This is a genomic window from Ahrensia marina (genome assembly GCF_042140245.1).
In the GTDB taxonomy this organism is placed as follows: domain Bacteria; phylum Pseudomonadota; class Alphaproteobacteria; order Rhizobiales; family MH13; genus MH13.
In genome coordinates, this window is the sequence record NZ_CP159483.1 from 2,119,274 (window position 1) to 2,135,083 (window position 15,810).

Annotated in this window: 15 protein-coding genes; 13 read left to right on the top strand and 2 right to left on the bottom strand. The window is 58.2% G+C overall.

Annotation, left to right across the window (positions count from 1 at the left end; genetic code table 11):
- The first annotated feature begins 9 nt into the window (after positions 1-9).
- Together ABWH92_RS10385 and ABWH92_RS10390 are read left to right on the top strand one after the other, a co-directional pair.
- Positions 10-867 carry an amino acid ABC transporter permease gene (locus ABWH92_RS10385; protein WP_375568075.1) on the top strand — a complete coding sequence of 286 codons (858 nt, stop codon included), beginning with the start codon at positions 10-12 and terminating at the stop codon, positions 865-867.
- Positions 864-1,607, top strand: a complete 744-nt coding sequence (locus tag ABWH92_RS10390; protein ID WP_375568077.1) for an amino acid ABC transporter ATP-binding protein — start codon at positions 864-866, stop codon at positions 1,605-1,607. Before ABWH92_RS10385 ends, ABWH92_RS10390 begins: the two co-directional genes overlap by 4 nt.
- A 5-nt stretch (positions 1,608-1,612) precedes the next feature.
- On the opposite strand, the gene ABWH92_RS10395 is transcribed toward ABWH92_RS10390, so the two are convergent.
- Positions 1,613-2,563 (bottom strand): LysR family transcriptional regulator, encoded by a 951-nt coding sequence (locus ABWH92_RS10395; protein ID WP_375568079.1) that lies wholly within the window; start codon positions 2,561-2,563, stop codon positions 1,613-1,615.
- A 114-nt stretch (positions 2,564-2,677) separates the two neighbouring features.
- Here ABWH92_RS10395 and ABWH92_RS10400 point away from each other — a divergent pair, with 114 nt between their 5' ends.
- From ABWH92_RS10400 to ABWH92_RS10440, 9 genes are all read left to right on the top strand, one after another.
- Positions 2,678-3,751, top strand: a complete 1,074-nt coding sequence (locus ABWH92_RS10400) for a maleylacetate reductase (RefSeq protein ID WP_375568080.1) — start codon at positions 2,678-2,680, stop codon at positions 3,749-3,751.
- Between the two features lie 40 nt (positions 3,752-3,791).
- Positions 3,792-5,066, top strand: a complete 1,275-nt coding sequence (locus tag ABWH92_RS10405; protein ID WP_375568082.1) for an ABC transporter substrate-binding protein — start codon at positions 3,792-3,794, stop codon at positions 5,064-5,066.
- Positions 5,067-5,135: 69 nt separating this feature from the next.
- Positions 5,136-5,867, top strand: coding sequence for an ABC transporter ATP-binding protein (locus ABWH92_RS10410; RefSeq protein ID WP_375568084.1), 732 nt, complete (start codon positions 5,136-5,138; stop codon positions 5,865-5,867).
- Positions 5,867-6,574 carry an ABC transporter ATP-binding protein gene (locus tag ABWH92_RS10415; RefSeq protein ID WP_375568086.1) on the top strand — a complete coding sequence of 236 codons (708 nt, stop codon included), beginning with the start codon at positions 5,867-5,869 and terminating at the stop codon, positions 6,572-6,574. The genes ABWH92_RS10410 and ABWH92_RS10415 overlap by 1 nt, the downstream gene beginning before the upstream one ends.
- Complete coding sequence (locus ABWH92_RS10420; RefSeq protein ID WP_375568088.1) at positions 6,571-7,434, top strand: branched-chain amino acid ABC transporter permease; 864 nt, start codon at positions 6,571-6,573, stop codon at positions 7,432-7,434. The genes ABWH92_RS10415 and ABWH92_RS10420 overlap by 4 nt, the downstream gene beginning before the upstream one ends.
- A gap of 11 nt (positions 7,435-7,445) precedes the next feature.
- Complete coding sequence (locus ABWH92_RS10425; protein ID WP_375568090.1) at positions 7,446-8,549, top strand: branched-chain amino acid ABC transporter permease; 1,104 nt, start codon at positions 7,446-7,448, stop codon at positions 8,547-8,549.
- A complete protein-coding gene (locus ABWH92_RS10430; RefSeq protein ID WP_375568092.1) occupies positions 8,542-10,302 on the top strand; it encodes an FAD-dependent monooxygenase in 1,761 nt (586 codons plus the stop codon). Before ABWH92_RS10425 ends, ABWH92_RS10430 begins: the two co-directional genes overlap by 8 nt.
- A gap of 11 nt (positions 10,303-10,313) precedes the next feature.
- Positions 10,314-11,153, top strand: coding sequence for an intradiol ring-cleavage dioxygenase (locus tag ABWH92_RS10435; RefSeq protein ID WP_375568094.1), 840 nt, complete (start codon positions 10,314-10,316; stop codon positions 11,151-11,153).
- Positions 11,154-11,993 carry a 3-keto-5-aminohexanoate cleavage protein gene (locus ABWH92_RS10440; protein ID WP_375568095.1) on the top strand — a complete coding sequence of 280 codons (840 nt, stop codon included), beginning with the start codon at positions 11,154-11,156 and terminating at the stop codon, positions 11,991-11,993.
- Here ABWH92_RS10440 and ABWH92_RS10445 read toward each other — a convergent pair.
- Positions 11,990-12,829 (bottom strand): DeoR/GlpR family DNA-binding transcription regulator, encoded by an 840-nt coding sequence (locus ABWH92_RS10445; RefSeq protein WP_375568097.1) that lies wholly within the window; start codon positions 12,827-12,829, stop codon positions 11,990-11,992. The genes ABWH92_RS10440 and ABWH92_RS10445 overlap by 4 nt on opposite strands.
- A 258-nt stretch (positions 12,830-13,087) precedes the next feature.
- Between ABWH92_RS10445 and glpD the strand changes: the two genes are divergently transcribed.
- Both glpD and ABWH92_RS10455 read left to right on the top strand, forming a co-directional pair.
- Positions 13,088-14,722: a glycerol-3-phosphate dehydrogenase gene (gene glpD / locus ABWH92_RS10450; protein ID WP_375568099.1), complete on the top strand. Its 1,635-nt coding sequence runs from the start codon at positions 13,088-13,090 to the stop codon at positions 14,720-14,722.
- Entirely contained in the window at positions 14,722-15,810 is a 1,089-nt protein-coding gene (locus ABWH92_RS10455) for an ABC transporter ATP-binding protein (RefSeq protein ID WP_375568100.1), read from the top strand. The genes glpD and ABWH92_RS10455 overlap by 1 nt, the downstream gene beginning before the upstream one ends.

Sequence of the window (15,810 nt, forward strand, 5' to 3'; positions counted from 1 at the left end):
GACACGGGATTGAATCCGCCGGTAGGCGCGCGCACCGCCACTGCATCTACTACAGCACCCACGCGCCGTGAGCTTTACGAAGCGCGGATGCGGCGGCGCTCTATTATCATCGCCGCGGCCTCGACCTTGGGTGTTTTGGTGACATGTTTGGTGCTTGTGCCGCTAGCGCCAGGTTGGGAGGCCGTCCAGCGCAGCTTCTTCAATGGCGAGGTGTTTGCGCAGACTTTTTCGGGGCTCCTGGCGGCGTTTGTGCAGAACGTGGCGATTTTTGCATGGTGTGCACCGATCATCGCCATACTTGGCCTTGCTATTGCGCTGTGCCGTGACGTCCGCTCGCCGATCCTCTTTCCGCTGCGCCTGTTTGGCGCGCTTTACACCGATGTGTTTCGCGGCCTTCCAGTCATACTGATCATCTATCTGATTGGCTTTGGCGTCCCAGGCCTTGGTTTGCCGCGCCCATGGAATTCGCCCTACATTTGGGGCTCGCTTGCCCTGGTGCTGGTCTATGCGGCCTATGTGGCCGAAGTGTTTCGCTCAGGCATTGAATCAATCCATGAAAGCCAGCGCGCCGCTGCGGCATCGCTCGGCCTCTCTGATCAGGATACGATGCGCTTTGTGGTGCTGCCGCAAGCGATCCGGAACGTGATGCCAGCGAACATGAACCTCTTCATTGCCCTGCAGAAAGACGTGGCGCTCTTGTCCTTCATCGGGCCGGTGGAAATCTTCCGTCAGGCTGGCGTTTACAAGTCGCTCTTTGCTAACTTTACACCCTATGTCGGCGCGGCGCTGATCTTCCTGGCCATTACGATTCCCGCGACGCGGTATGCCGATTATCTGCTGCACAAGCAGACGAGGCGCCGCACGTGACGGCGCAGGCTGGTGTGAAACTGTCCTTGCGCAGCGTGCGCAAGAGTTTTGGCTCGAATGAGGTTTGCCGAGCCATTGATCTGGATGTGGCCGAAGGTGAAATGGTGTGCCTGATTGGGGCATCAGGGTCGGGCAAGTCCACGCTTCTGCGCTGTATCAACCTGCTCGAACCAATTGATGACGGGGTGATCTATCTGGACGGTGTCGATATTGCCGAACCAGGTTTTGATCCACAGCCTGTGCGTGAGCGGATCGGCATCGTCTTCCAGTCCTACAATCTCTTTCCGCATATGACGGCCGCCCAGAATGTGATGCTGGCGCCGATGCGGGTGCATGGCCGTAGCAAGGATGATTTGGCAGGCCCGGTGGCCGATCTGTTTGACAGCTTCGGGTTACCAGAGCACATGGATCACTATCCAGACCAGCTTTCCGGTGGCCAGCAGCAACGTGTGGCCATCATTCGAGCGCTGGCGATGGAGCCGGAGATCATGCTGTTCGACGAGATCACCTCCGCACTTGATCCAGAGCTTGTTGGTGAAGTGCTGGACGTGCTGAGGCAACTGCATCGCGATGGTATGACCATGATCCTTGCTACGCACGAAATGGGGTTCGCTCGCGAGCTGGCTGACAAGGTGTGTTTTCTCGATGCCGGACGTATTTTGGAGGAGGGTGCGCCGAACGACCTGTTCAGTGCCCCCCAAGAGGAGCGGACGAGGGCGTTTCTCTCACGGGTGCTGTAGAAGCATCAGCTACGCCAAAGCGCGTTTTGCTCATGTTTCAGGATCGTGTCGGCGAGTGTCGTAAACTCGCGGATGATGTATTGGCGGAACCGACGGACTGTTGGGCCAAGAGGTGCATCTGCGCGCGTGAGAAGCCCCAGGTTACGTTCGGGGTGGCCGATCTTGATCGAAAGCGCCGACAGCATCTTCTGTCGCCTTAAGGTGAACACCACCGAGTAGGGCAAGACAGTGAGCGCATCGGATCGCTCCAAAATGTTGATGATCGACGTCAGCGAGCCGCCTGAAAAGCTCACGCGGAAATCACGCATGCCGATGCTGGAAAGCACGCTGCGCAAATCCTCGTAAAGTGGGCTGTCGGTCGGCGGCGCGATCCATGGGTAGGGGGCTATATCCGACAGGGTCACCGACGTGCGATTGGCAACAGGATGGGTTGCTCCGCAGGCGATGACGTTGCGGCCGGGAAGAATGTCTTTGAAGGTGAAGCCGGTCGGAATGGCATCCACTTTCATCGGGCATATAGCGATATCAAGGGTGCCCGCCTCTAGTTTTTCCATCAGCTCTGGCGCGTAGTTGTAAGACTGATCGATGCGCACATCTGGGTGGCCGGTCTGGAACTCGGCGATCATGCCGGAAATCACGCCATCCATGAAGATCGGCGAGCCGCCGACCCGTACCACGCCGGAGCGACCGTCCAGATAGCGTTTGACCACATCGGAAGCCGCTTTGTTGGCTGCCAGAACTTTTCGTCCCTCGGCGGCGAGCGCCAGGCAAAGTTCCGTTGGTTGAAGCGGGCGTTTGTTTTTCGCAAACAGACGCGAGCCGACGCGGGCTTCGAGCATGGAAAGGGTTCTCGACACGCTGGGCTGGGATTTACCCAATGCTTCCGCACCCTCTGTCAGGCCGCCTGCATCAACGATGGCGGCAACGATTTCCAGATGGCGTGGGTCGAACTTCATAACTTGAAGTTATATTAACGCGCGCAAATTGGATCAAGTCACCGAAAATCGCGTGCTAGCGTTTTCCCAATGAGACTACAGAGCGCCTGCCCAGGGCGCCGTCTTGGAGGAACGATGGCCCCTTTTCAAAGCCAGTTTGAAGCCCAAAGTGCTGCTGTTCGCGTGCGATTTGGCGCTGGCGTTCGCCATCGGATCGAAGAAGAAATCGACCGGCTTGGCTGCATACGCGCCCTGGTGTTGTCCACACCGCCTCAAGCCGACAGCGCCATGGATATGGCCGCTAGCCTCAATGGAAAAGCTGCGGGCGTCTTCACCAAGGCGGCCATGCACACGCCCGTCGACGTCACCGCCGAGGCAGTAGCTCATGCGACGAGCGTAGATGCCGATTGCTTGGTCGCACTGGGAGGCGGCTCGACGACCGGCCTTGGCAAAGCCGTCGCCTATCGCACCGACCTGCCACAGATCGTGATCCCCACCACTTATGCCGGTTCGGAAGCAACCGCCATTCTCGGCCAGACTGAAGATGGTGTGAAAACAACCGTAACCGATCCAAAAATCCAACCGGAAGTCATTCTCTACGACCCTGAACTGGTGGTGACCTTGCCGGTCGCCATGACGGTGACGAGCGCGCTCAATGCTATGGCGCATGCCGCGGAGGCGCTCTACGCGGTCAACCGCAACCCGGTTTCGACCATGCTCGCCATCGAAGGTCTGTCGGCCTTCAAGCGTGCGCTGCCTAAGGTGATCGACAACCCTCAAGACATCGAAGCCCGTGGCGAGACGCTTTACGGCGCTTGGCTCTGCGGCACTGTGCTCGGTCAGGTCGGCATGGCGCTGCACCACAAGCTTTGCCACACGCTGGGTGGCTCCTTCGATCTGCCGCATGCAGAGACGCATGCTGTCGTGCTGCCGCACGCCATTGCCTACAACGCCCGTGCCGTCGCCGATCTGTTGCAGCCAATCTGTGACATCTTTGGCGGCACGAATGCCGGCCAATCGCTACACACCTTTGCGAACACAGTCGGCGCGCCGATGGCCCTGAAGGACCTCGGCTTGGAGGAGGGCGATCTTGATCGTACCGCCGATCTGGCCGTCAGCAAACCTTACCCCAACCCTCGACCGGTCGAGCGCGATGCGATCCGCACGCTGCTGCAAGTGGCCTGGGCGGGCGATCCGCCAGTCCTTTGACACCCAACAAGAATGAAACCCGATCATCTGGGAGGATGACATGATCACACGCCGCACACTTCTGAAGAACACCGCGCTTGCCGGCGCCGCTGCCGCAACCAGCGGCCTTGCTATGCCCGCCATTGCGCAAGGCGCTCGCATCAAGCTTGGCTATGTTAGCCCGCAATCGGGCCCACTGGCGGCCTTTGCTGAAGCCGACAATTTCATTCTTTCGAACTTTGCCAGCTCCGCTGTCGCTGAAAACTTCGAAGTGATCGTCAAGGACAGCCAGTCCAACCCCAACCGCGCGGCGGACGTCGCGCAGGAACTTATCATCGATGATGAGGTGGACATGCTGTTGGTGGCCTCGACACCGGAGACCACCAATCCGGTTGCCACAACCGCAGAGTCCGAAGGTGTGCCGGTCATCTCCACCGTGGCGCCCTGGCAGCCCTGGTTCATCGGTCAGCAGGGCAACCCGGGAAATCCGGACAGCTGGGAACCGTTCGACTATGCCTACCATTTCTTTTGGGGTCTTGAGGATGTGATTTCCGTCTTCACCGCCATGTGGGCGCAGCTCGATACCAACAAGTCGGTCGGCGGCCTCTTCCCCAATGATGGCGACGGCAACGCCTGGGGCGATCCGAATGTTGGCTTCCCGCCGGTGCTCGACGCACAGGGCTACACCCTGACCGATCCTGGTCGCTACCAGAACCTAACGGATGATTTTTCCGCCCAGATCAATGCTTTCAAGCAGGGCGATGTTGAGATCGTCACCGGCGTGCCAATCCCGCCGGACTTCACCACCTTCTGGAACCAGGCCAAGCAGCAGGGCTTCACGCCGAAGGCTGCCTCCATCGGCAAGGCGATCCTCTTCCCGCAGGCTGTCGAAGCGCTCGGTGACAGCGGTCACAATCTGTCGTCTGAAGTCTGGTGGTCGCCAAGTCATCCCTTCTCCTCGTCCATCAACGGTTTGACCGCTGGCCAGGTGGCTGACGCCTATACCAGCGAGACCGGCAAGCAGTGGACACAGCCGATTGGCTTTGTGCATGCGTTGTTCGAGCTTGCCGTCGATGTGATGGGCCGGGTGGACGACAGCAGCGATGGCGATGCGGTGGCCGAAGCGATTGCTGCTTCCAACCTCAACACGGTCGTTGGGCCGATTGCCTTTGACGGCGCAGGTCTGCCGCCCTTTGCCGCCCCCAACATCTGCAAGACACCGCTGGTTGGTGGCCAGTGGCGGCTGAACGAGGGCGGTGGCTACGACCTGGTGATCGTTGATAACTCCGATCAGCCCTCGATCCCGACTGGCGGGACGATGGAAGCGATCTCGTAATTCGTCCTTGTGGGGCGCGGCGTCCCGCCGCGCTCTGTTTTCCCTGAAACCCGCCGCTTGGAGCGAGCCATGGTTACGCCTGCCTCTATGCTTGCCTTGCAGAATGTGTCGAAGAGCTTTGGTGCTTTGAAGGTGACCGATGATGTCACGTTCGATGTGCCGGAGGGCCAGGCGCTCGGCATCATCGGTCCGAACGGTGCGGGCAAATCGACCCTTTTCAACCTCATCACGGGCAACCTGCCCGCTGATACGGGGAGCATTCATTTCGAGGGTAGGGACGTTACCAAAGTTCCGGCCATGCAGCGTTGCATTTCCGGCGTTGGACGTTCGTTTCAAATCCCGCAGCCTTTCACGCATCTCACCGTCTACGAAAATCTGGTGGTTGCGGCGACCTTTGGCCGCCAAAGCACTGAGAGCGACGTGATGCGGCAATGCGCGGTGATCCTGGAACGGACCGAACTCATCGGCAAAGCCAACCAGACCTCCGGTTCACTGTCGCTTCTGGATCGCAAGCGGTTGGAATTGGCCCGCGCTATGGCAACGCACCCAAAGCTGTTGCTGCTCGATGAGATCGCCGGTGGCCTGACCGAAGGCGAGTGCCACGCGTTGGTGGAGACCATCAAGGCCATCCATGCCGAAGGCGTCACCATCGTTTGGATCGAGCATGTGCTGCACGCGCTCACCTCGGTGGTAGAGCGGCTGCTCGTGCTCGACTTCGGACGGGTGATCGGTATCGGTGACCCCGACGCGATCATGGAGTCCAAAGAGGTCAAGGAAATCTACTTGGGGATCGACGTCTGATGGCCCTTTTGAGCACCCACGACCTCACCGCCCACTATGGCGATTTCCAAGCCCTTTTCGGTGTCGATATCGACCTGAACGATGGCGAGACCATCGCGATCATCGGCGCCAATGGCGCGGGCAAGACCACGCTCATGCGCTCCATCGCTGGGGTCCTGATCAATGGTCGCGATACGGTTTCGTTCAATGGTGATGCCATCGGCAACGCGACAGCCGATGCGATCATGGCGATGGGTGTTGCGATGGTGCCTGAGGGCAGGCGCCTGTTCCCATCTTTGTCGGTGGAAGAGAACCTGCTGATCGGCACCTATGGCCGCAAAAACGGTGGTCACTGGAACCTCGACACCGTCTACGATCTCTTCCCGATCCTCAAAGAGCGCCGCAACAACCCTGGTACTGCGCTATCAGGTGGCCAACAACAGATGGTTGCCATCGGTCGGGCGTTGATGAGCAACCCACGTGTTCTGCTTTGCGATGAAATCTCGCTCGGCCTCGCGCCGGTGGTGATACGCGACATCTACAAGGCAGTGCCCAAGATTAAGGAAGCGGGCGCCTCTCTCATCGTGGTGGAGCAGGATATCGGCCAGGCGATGCAGGTTGCCGACCGGGTTTACTGTATGATGGAAGGCCGCGTCACGCTGTCAGGCACCCCCGCCACGCTCTCCCGCGATGCCATCCACGACGCCTATTTTGGAGCAGCGGCATGATCTGGATCGACACCATTATCCAAGGCGTGCTGTTGGGCGGGCTCTACGCGCTGTTCGCAGCAGGCCTCTCCCTCGTCTTCGGCATCATGCGGCTGGTGAACCTTGCCCATGGCGACCTTATTGTGATGGGCGCCTATTTGATCCTGCTGCTTGTGACGATGACAGGGCTCTCACCCTTTGTTGCGGCCGCCATCGCGATCCCGTTTATGTTCGCGCTCGGCTACGGCCTGCAAAAATACATGCTCAATCGTGTGTTGGGTGAGGACATCCTGCCGCCGCTTCTGGTCACATTCGGCTTGTCAGTCGTGTTGCAGAACGCGCTGTTGGAAGGGTTTTCCGCCGATAGCCAGCGCCTGCCGACTGGTACGCTCTCGACCGCATCGGTTGAAGTGGCAGGTATCAATTTGGGTGTTCTGCCGCTGCTCACCTTCGGATCGGCGATCCTTGTCATCGTTGCGCTCAACTGGCTGTTCTATCGCACCGAACTTGGCCGGGCGTTTCGTGCAACGTCTGATGATGCCACGACGGCGAGCCTGATGGGCATCAAGCCTGCCAACATCTTCGCCAAAGCGACTGGCATAGCGATGATCATTGTCACGATCGCCGCGCTCTATCTCGGCATGCGCTCCAACTTTGATCCCAACATCGGCCCGGCACGCCTCATCTACGCATTCGAGGCAGTGATCATTGGCGGCCTCGGCTCGCTCTGGGGCACGCTGCTCGGCGGGATCATCATCGGTGTTGCACAGACGGTGGGCGCGGCGATCAATCCCGAATGGCAAATCCTTGCCGGGCACATAGCCTTCCTGGTGGTGCTTCTCATCCGTCCGCGTGGACTGTTCCCGCGGGCCGTGGACTAGGAGACGGATCGATGAGCGACCATACAACGCCCTATGCCGTTCACACTGGTACCAAAGCCTCCAAGATCGCAGGCGTCCTCGCCCTGATCCTGATCGTTGTGCTTGTCGCGCTGCCGGCCTTTGCTTCACGCAGCCTCATCCAGGATATGTTCTTTATCCTCACCATGCTGGTGCTCGCGCAGTTCTGGAATCTGCTGGCCGGCTATGGCGGCCTTGTTTCCATCGGCCAGCAGGCGTTTGTCGGCATCGGCGCCTACGCCATGTTTGGCGTCGTGATCCTGGCAGGGCTCGACCCAATCCCGGCTATCCTGCTTGGCGGCGTGGTGGCGGTGCTTCTCGCCATCCCCACGGCCTTCTTCGCCTTCCGTTTGCAGGGTGCTTATTTTGCTATCGGCACTTGGGTCATTGCCGAGGTTGTGCGTCTCATGACCTCGCAATGGCAGGCGGTTGGCGGCGGCACGGGCACCTCCCTCCCGCGCTCCGCCACCCGCGAACTGATGTTCGCTGAGGCCATCGAAAGTCTCTTCGGCGTGCGTAGCGCGGCAGCCCGCGACATTCTTTCCTACTGGTTGGCGGTCATTCTCGCAGTGGCGACCATTGGCGGCATCTACTGGCTCTTGCGCACCAAGCGCGGGCTGGCTCTGGCCGCCGTGCGCGACAACATCGAAGCGGCCAAATCCGTTGGTGTTGATGCGGGGCGGATGAAGTGGGTGGTGTTTCTGGTCGCGGCCTTCGGCACCGGTATTGCCGGCGCGCTGATCTATCTGCAAAAGGCACGCATCTCACCTGACGCAGCTTTTTCGGTCACCGATTGGACCGCCTACGTCATCTTCATCGTGGTGATTGGCGGCATCGGCACCATCGAAGGCCCGATCGTTGGCGTGCTGGTCTTCTTCATCCTGCAATCGCTGCTCGCCGATTACGGCACCTGGTACCTGATGCTGCTCGGCATCATCGGCATCATCATCATGCTTTTTGCACCCAAAGGCCTGTGGGGCCTGATCTCAGCGCGCACCGGCATTGAGCTTTTCCCCGTGCGTCGGCGTCTGACGGGCGGCGCGCTGGACATCCAAAAATCAAAGACAAAACAGAGCGAGGAAGCACCCAATGGCTGATATCTCCACAGACGTTCTCATCATCGGCACCGGCCCAGCCGGGTCTGCTACTGCGGCGCTTCTTTCCAGCTATGGCATCGAAAACATGGCGGTCAATCGTTACCGCTGGCTCGCCAATACGCCGCGCGCCCACATCACCAATCAGCGGACCATGGAAGTACTGCGCGATCTCGGTCAGGAGGTTGAGGACGAGGCCTACCTCTTCGCTGCTGAGCAGGAACTGATGGGCGAGAACGTCTTTTGTGAAAGCCTGGCGGGCGAAGAGATTGGCCGTATGAAAAGCTGGGGCAATCACCCGATGTCAAAGGCGGAGCACCTGCTCTCCTCGCCGACCTTCATGAACGACTTGCCGCAGACAATGATGGAGCCGCTGCTCTTCAAAACAGCGTGCTCCCGCGGCACGCAGGCGCGCATGTCGACGGAGTATCTGCATCATGAGCAGGATGCCGAGGGTGTTACGACGACATGCCGCGATCGGTTGAGTGGCAAGGAGATCACCATCCGCTCGCGCTATTTGGTGGGCGCCGATGGCGGTAACTCGAAGGTTGCTGAACTGGAAAACCTGCCCTTTGAAGGCGAGATGGGCGTTGGCGGCTCAATGAACATCATTTTTAAGGCTGATCTTTCCAAGTTCGTCGCCCACCGCCCATCCGTTCTCTATTGGGTTGTCCAGCCCGGTGCAGATGTGGGGGGCATCGGCATGGGTCTGGTGCGCATGGTGCGGCCTTGGAATGAGTGGCTGATCGTCTGGGGTTATGACATCAACCAGCCCGCGCCGGACGTGACCGATGAGTTTGCCACCAAAGTGGTGCGCGACCTGGTGGGCGATCAGACCATCGAGCCGGACATAACCTCTGTTTCCACATGGACGGTGAACAACAAATACGCCACCAATATGCAGGCGGGTCGTGTGTTCATCATGGGTGATGCGGCCCACCGTCATCCACCCTCCAACGGTCTGGGGTCCAACACCTCGATCCAGGATTCCTTCAATCTCGCATGGAAACTCGCTGCCGTTTTGAAAGGTCAGGCGGGCGAAAGCTTACTCGACAGCTATTCTGAAGAGCGCGCGCCGGTCGCCAAACAGATCGTCACCCGGGCCAATCAGTCAATTGGTGAGTTTGGGCCGATCTTTGAATCGCTGGGCCTGACGGAGTCTACCGATCCGGAGGTCATGCAGGCCAATATGGACAAGCGCTGTGACGCCAACATGGAAGCCGAGCAGCAGCGAGCTGCCATCCGCGAGGCCATTGCTTTCAAGAAGTACGAGTTTGATGCCCACGGCGTTGAAATGAACCAGCGCTACAAGTCTTCAGCCATTGTCACCGATGGTCAAATGGAGCCGGCTTTCGAGTTGGACGCCGAACTGCATTACCAACCGACCACGTGGCCGGGCGCGCGTATCCCGCATGCCTGGGTCTACGATCATGATGGTGGCAAGCGCTCGACGCTCGACCTTGTGGGGCGGGGGCAGTTCACGATCCTTACAGGCATCAATGGCGAGGCTTGGGTGGAAGCTGCTGCGAAGGTCGGTGACGCTTTGGGCCTCGACATTCGTGCCCATGTCATCGGACCACGCCGGGACATCATCGATCATCATGGGGATTGGGCCCGCGCACGCGAGGTCAATGAGGCTGGCTGCGTGCTCGTGCGTCCAGATCAACATGTCGCGTGGCGCGCTGAAGACATGGCCGACAACCCGCAAGCCGAGCTGACCCGTGTGCTGACCACCCTGTTGCACCGCGCAAACTAGGAGCCGTTTCCATGGCCTTGTTTACCGAAGAAACATCAGAAAGTGCCGTCAACAGCCGTATGGGCGAGGACGTCAATCCGCGTTTGGCGACGGTGATGGCATCGCTGGTGAAGCACCTGCATGCTTTCGCCAAAGATGTGGAGCTGACCCAGGAGGAGTGGGGCGTTGCCATCGATTTTCTGACCCGCACAGGTCAGATGTGCGATGAGAACCGGCAAGAATTCATTCTGCTCAGTGACACGCTTGGGGTCTCGATGCTGGTGGATGCCATCAACCATCGCAGACCAAGCGGTGCGACCGAAAACACGGTGCTTGGCCCGTTCCACGTGGCCGATGCACCACACTATCCGATGGGCCAGATCATTTCACTGGATGGAAAAGGCGAGAGCTGCCTGTTTGAAGGCCGGGTGATCGACCGACAAGGCAGCCCCATCGAAAATGCGACCATCGATGTGTGGTGCGACAACGCCGATGGCTACTATGACGTGCAACAGCCTGACGTACAGCCAAAGTTCAATAATCGCGGTATCTTTACGACCAGCTCTGATGGAACCTACAGCTTTCGCGGCATTCGCCCTGTCGCCTATCCTATCCCCGATGACGGCCCGGTTGGGCAGATGCTGGCCGCGCTTGGCCGCCATCCCAACCGGCCGGCGCACATGCATTTCATCGTCAGTGCACCAGGCTATGAGCGGATCATCACCCACACCTTTGTTGATGGCGACGAGTGGCTGACGTCCGATGCGGTGTTTGGTGTCAAAGCATCACTCATTTCGACCATGGAACCTGGCGAAGAGGGTGATACGATGTGGAAATCCTCTTTCGATTTCATCATGGTAGAGCAAGACTAAATGACCGATCAAAAACCCTGCATTATCTGCGTTGCGATCACCGGGTCGTTGCCGACCAAGGCCAACAATCCGGCAGTTCCGATCACTGTGGATGAGCAGGTTGAATCCACCCATGAGGCCTTTGAGGCTGGTGCCGCCATCCTGCACGCGCATGTGCGCAATGACGACCAAACACCATCGAGCGACCCGGAGAAGTTTGCGCGCCTGAAAGAGGGCGTGGAGAAGCATTGCCCCGGCATGATCATCCAATTTTCAACCGGTGGACGGTCTGGTGCTGGGCATGAGCGCGGAGGCATGCTGCCGCTAAAGCCCGACATGGCATCGCTGTCGGTCGGCTCTAACAATTTCCCAAACCGGGTTTATGAAAATCCACCAGACCTGATCGACTGGCTGGCCGAAGAGATGCGCACCTATGAGGTGAAGCCGGAGATTGAGGCCTTTGATCTTTCGCACATTCACCAGGCGGCCAAGATGCACGCTGATGGGCGCATCCCCCAGACACCGTACATTCAATTCGTGATGGGCGTGAAGAATGCGATGCCGGCCGACAAGGATGTGTTCGACTATTATGTGAAAACCGTCGAGCGCCTGGTGCCGGGTGGCGAATGGTGCGCTGCCGGTATTGGCCCAGCACAGATCAAGCTCAACGAATGGGCTGTGGCCGCTGGTGGGCACGCCCGTGCCGGTTTGGAAGACAATGTCCGGCTCGACAAAGAGACGCTCGCGCCCTCAAATGCATCCTTGATCAAGCGTGTTGTCGACATCTGCCAGCGCCACGAGCGACCGGTTGCGACACCCGATCAAGCACGTGCGATGCTGGGTTTGCGGCAGGCGGCTTAGGCGACGTCTTGTTGGGCGCTGTATTTCGCGGCGTCCACATCCGCCTCACCGACAAAAACCTCAGTGCCCCAAGCTTCACACGCCTTGGCGAGATCAGCAGGGATCGGTTCGTCGGTGAAGAAGCATTCAATATCGGCCAACGAACCAATGCGCGCCGGCGCCTTGCGCTGGAATTTGATGTGATCGGCCACCAGGAAGACGTCTCGCGCTTGATTGATGATGTGCTGGGTGACGCCCACCTCTTGGATGTCGAAGTCCAGAATGTCGCCCTCATGATCAAGCGCTGAGCAGCCGATGATCGCATAGTCGAACTTAAACTGCTCGATCGTGTTGGTGGTCAAGTTTCCGATCAAACCGCCATCTGAACGACGCAAAGTGCCGCCGGTCACAATCACTTGGCACTCATCGTTGGGAATGAGGATTGTCGCCACGTTCATATTGTTGGTGACGACCAGCATGTCACGATGAGACAAGAGCTCGCGTGCGACCGCCTCTGTGGTTGTGCCCAAATTGATGAAAACTGAACAGTCATGGGGCAGAGCTGCTGCGCAGGCGCGGGCGATCTCCAACTTGCCTTCATAGTTCAGGTTCCGGCGTTGCTCATAGGCAATGTTGGCCGTTCCCGATGGTAGAATCGCTCCGCCGTGAACACGCTCAATCTTTCCGGCCTCTGCCAGATCTGACAGATCGCGCCTGATGGTTTGCAGCGTTACGTCAAAGCGGTCAGCCAGGCTTTCGACGGTGATTTTACCTTCGCGGCGGATGACATCCACGATCTCAACTTGTCTGAATGTCTGGGCCACTTTTGACGTCTCCACTGCTGGTGACGATATCATCACCTTCGGTTGTTGCTCGCAAGTTATGCATCAATTGCGCGTTTCTTTTCGATATTCGTTTCGCAGGCGTCGTTGGATGTTTATAGGCTGCGACTTGAGACAAGTTTCTATTAAATCGACGATTTCGGAAGCCTTTTCGGGATAAAAAATGTCGATATAACAGTGCGATAATCAAAACGAAAAAAAACGAAAAAAGCTATCTTCCTTTTTCTTACTAAGCCTGTCATGTTTGAAAAAAAACTGAGGCGGGAGGCTCAGGTGCCGACTAAACAAGGCACATCGGATGTCCAAGATCTTTTTGTGATCGGCGGTGGTATCAATGGATGCGGGATCGCGCGCGACGCAGCCGGCCGTGGTTTGACCGTGGTGTTGGCTGAGATGGGCGATTTGGCCTCAGCAACGTCATCTGGTTCCACCAAGCTTTTTCATGGCGGCCTACGCTATCTGGAATATTTTGAGTTTCGGCTGGTCCGCGAGGCGCTGATTGAGCGCGAGGTTCTGTTGCGAGCGATGCCGCACATCAGTTGGCCGATGCGCTTTGTCTTGCCCTATCACAAGGACATGCGCTTTGAGAGTGAAACGCCAACATCCAAGCTGTTGAACACCATCATGCCCTGGATGAAAGGGCGGCGCCCAGCCTGGCTTATTCGCCTTGGCCTTTTTCTTTATGATTCCCTTGGTGGGCGGGCGATTTTGCCTGGGACGACGACAATCAATTTGCGGCAGGCGCCGGAGGGCGAGCCTATCAAAGATCGGTTTGAACGCGCCTACGAGTATTCTGATTGCTGGGTTGAAGACTCTCGGCTTGTGGTGCTCAACGCGCGTGACGCTGAGGCGCGCGGTGCATCGATCATGGTACGCACCAAGGTTGTCGGTGCTGAACGTCATCCTGACCATTGGGTTGTTAAGACCGAAGATGTCACCACGGGTGAGCAACACCAGTTCAGAGCCCGGATGATCGTTAATGCGGGTGGACCCTGGGTTGGCGATATCATTCACCAGAAAGTGCGTTTGAACTCCTCAGAAGGCGTAAGGCTGGTTCGCGGCAGCCATATTGTGACGCGCAAACTCTACGATCACGACAAGTGCTATTTCTTCCAGGGCACTGACGGGCGCATAATTTTCGCCATTCCTTACGAAGGTGAGTTCACGCTGATTGGAACGACCGATGCAGAGCATCAGGATGTATCAATTGAACCGGAATGCACAGCAGAGGAACGCGATTATCTGCTGCGATTCGCCAGCCAGTATTTCAAGCAACCAGTGACCGTTGATGATGTGGTGTGGGCCTATTCCGGTGTTCGCCCGCTATATGATGACGGGGCAAGTTCTGCGACGGCTGCCACGCGCGACTACACGCTGAAAGTGGATGCGGCTGGCGGTGCGCCGATCCTCAATTGCTTTGGCGGCAAGATCACCACCTATCGCCGTTTGGCTGAAAGCGCGCTCGATCTGATTGGTGAGCATTTCGACAGTCTGCCAGGTCCTTGGACTGCTGGTGTTCCAATGCCAGGGGGCGACTTTCCCGTTGATGGCTTCGACGCCTTGGTGAGTGATTTGCGGCAGAGCCACGCGTTTTTGGATGAGCCTCATGCGCGTCGTCTGGTGCGAGCTTACGGCACGGAAGCTGCTGAACTTATGGCGGGTTCTCAAAGCCCTGCTGATCTTGGCGAAGATTTTGGTGCCACGCTGAGTGAGCGTGAGGTGCGCTGGTTGATGGACAATGAGTACGCACTGACAGCGGACGATGTGGTCTGGCGGCGCAGCAAACTCGGGTTGAAGCTGACGACCGACGAGATCGCAACGCTTGACGGTTGGATGGCAACAAATGGCGCTCAGCGGTCAAGCGATGTTTCGGCCGCCAAAACAAGCGCACTCGGGGGAGGGCGGTAATGTCACTTGTTCTTGAAGGTGTCTCAAAGTCCGTTGCTGGAACGACGCACATCTTCCCAACCGATCTGGAGCTGCAGAGCGGCACAATGAACGTGCTGCTTGGGCCGACCCTGTCGGGCAAAACCACGCTGATGCGGCTGATGGCTGGCTTGGACGCGCCCAACACAGGGCGGGTGATTTGGAACGGCGAAGATGTCACCGGTCAGCGGGTGCAGGACCGCAAGGTCGCCATGGTCTATCAGCAGTTTATCAACTACCCGTCGATGACGGTCTACGAGAACATCGCATCACCTTTGCGTCTTTTGAAAATGAGCGCTGGTGAGATCGATAAGGCGGTTCAAGACGTCGCTGAGTTGATGAAGCTAACGCCAATGCTCCAGCGCAAGCCGCTTGAGCTTTCCGGTGGCCAGCAGCAGCGCTGTGCTTTGGCGCGGGCACTGGTGAAGAATGCCGGTTTGGTGCTGCTTGATGAGCCACTGGCGAACCTTGATTACAAGCTGCGCGAAGAGCTGCGCGTCGAGATTCCCAAAATTTTTGAGCGGTCTGGAGCGATCTTTGTCTACGCCACGACCGAGCCGGAGGAGGCGCTACTGCTGGGCGGTAACACAGCTGCCATGTGGGAAGGCAAAATCACCCAGTTTGGGCCAACCCCCGATGTTTATCGCCAGCCCAACACTGCCACCACGGCGCGTGTTTTTTCTGATCCGCCAATGAACTTTCTCTCCGTGACAAAGACAGGCGACACGCTGTCTTTCGGCGATGGTCAGACGGCTCCAGCGGTCAAGCAACTGACAGGCGTGTCGGACGGTAAATATCTGGCCGGCTTCCGCCCCAATCACGTTGAGCTGCACCGCCACGTCGATGGCGCCATGGAATTCAACACCAAGCTATCGGTCACTGAAATCACGGGCTCGGAGACTTTTGTGCATCTGGATCATCATGGGGAGCCATGGGTCGGGCTGATCCATGGTGTTCACGAGTTGGAGCTGGGGAAAGAGCTGAAGGTCTATCTGGATACCGACCACGCCTACATCTTCTCCCAGGATGGCGAACTGGTTGCACCGGCTCCATACGCGGAGGCTGCGTAG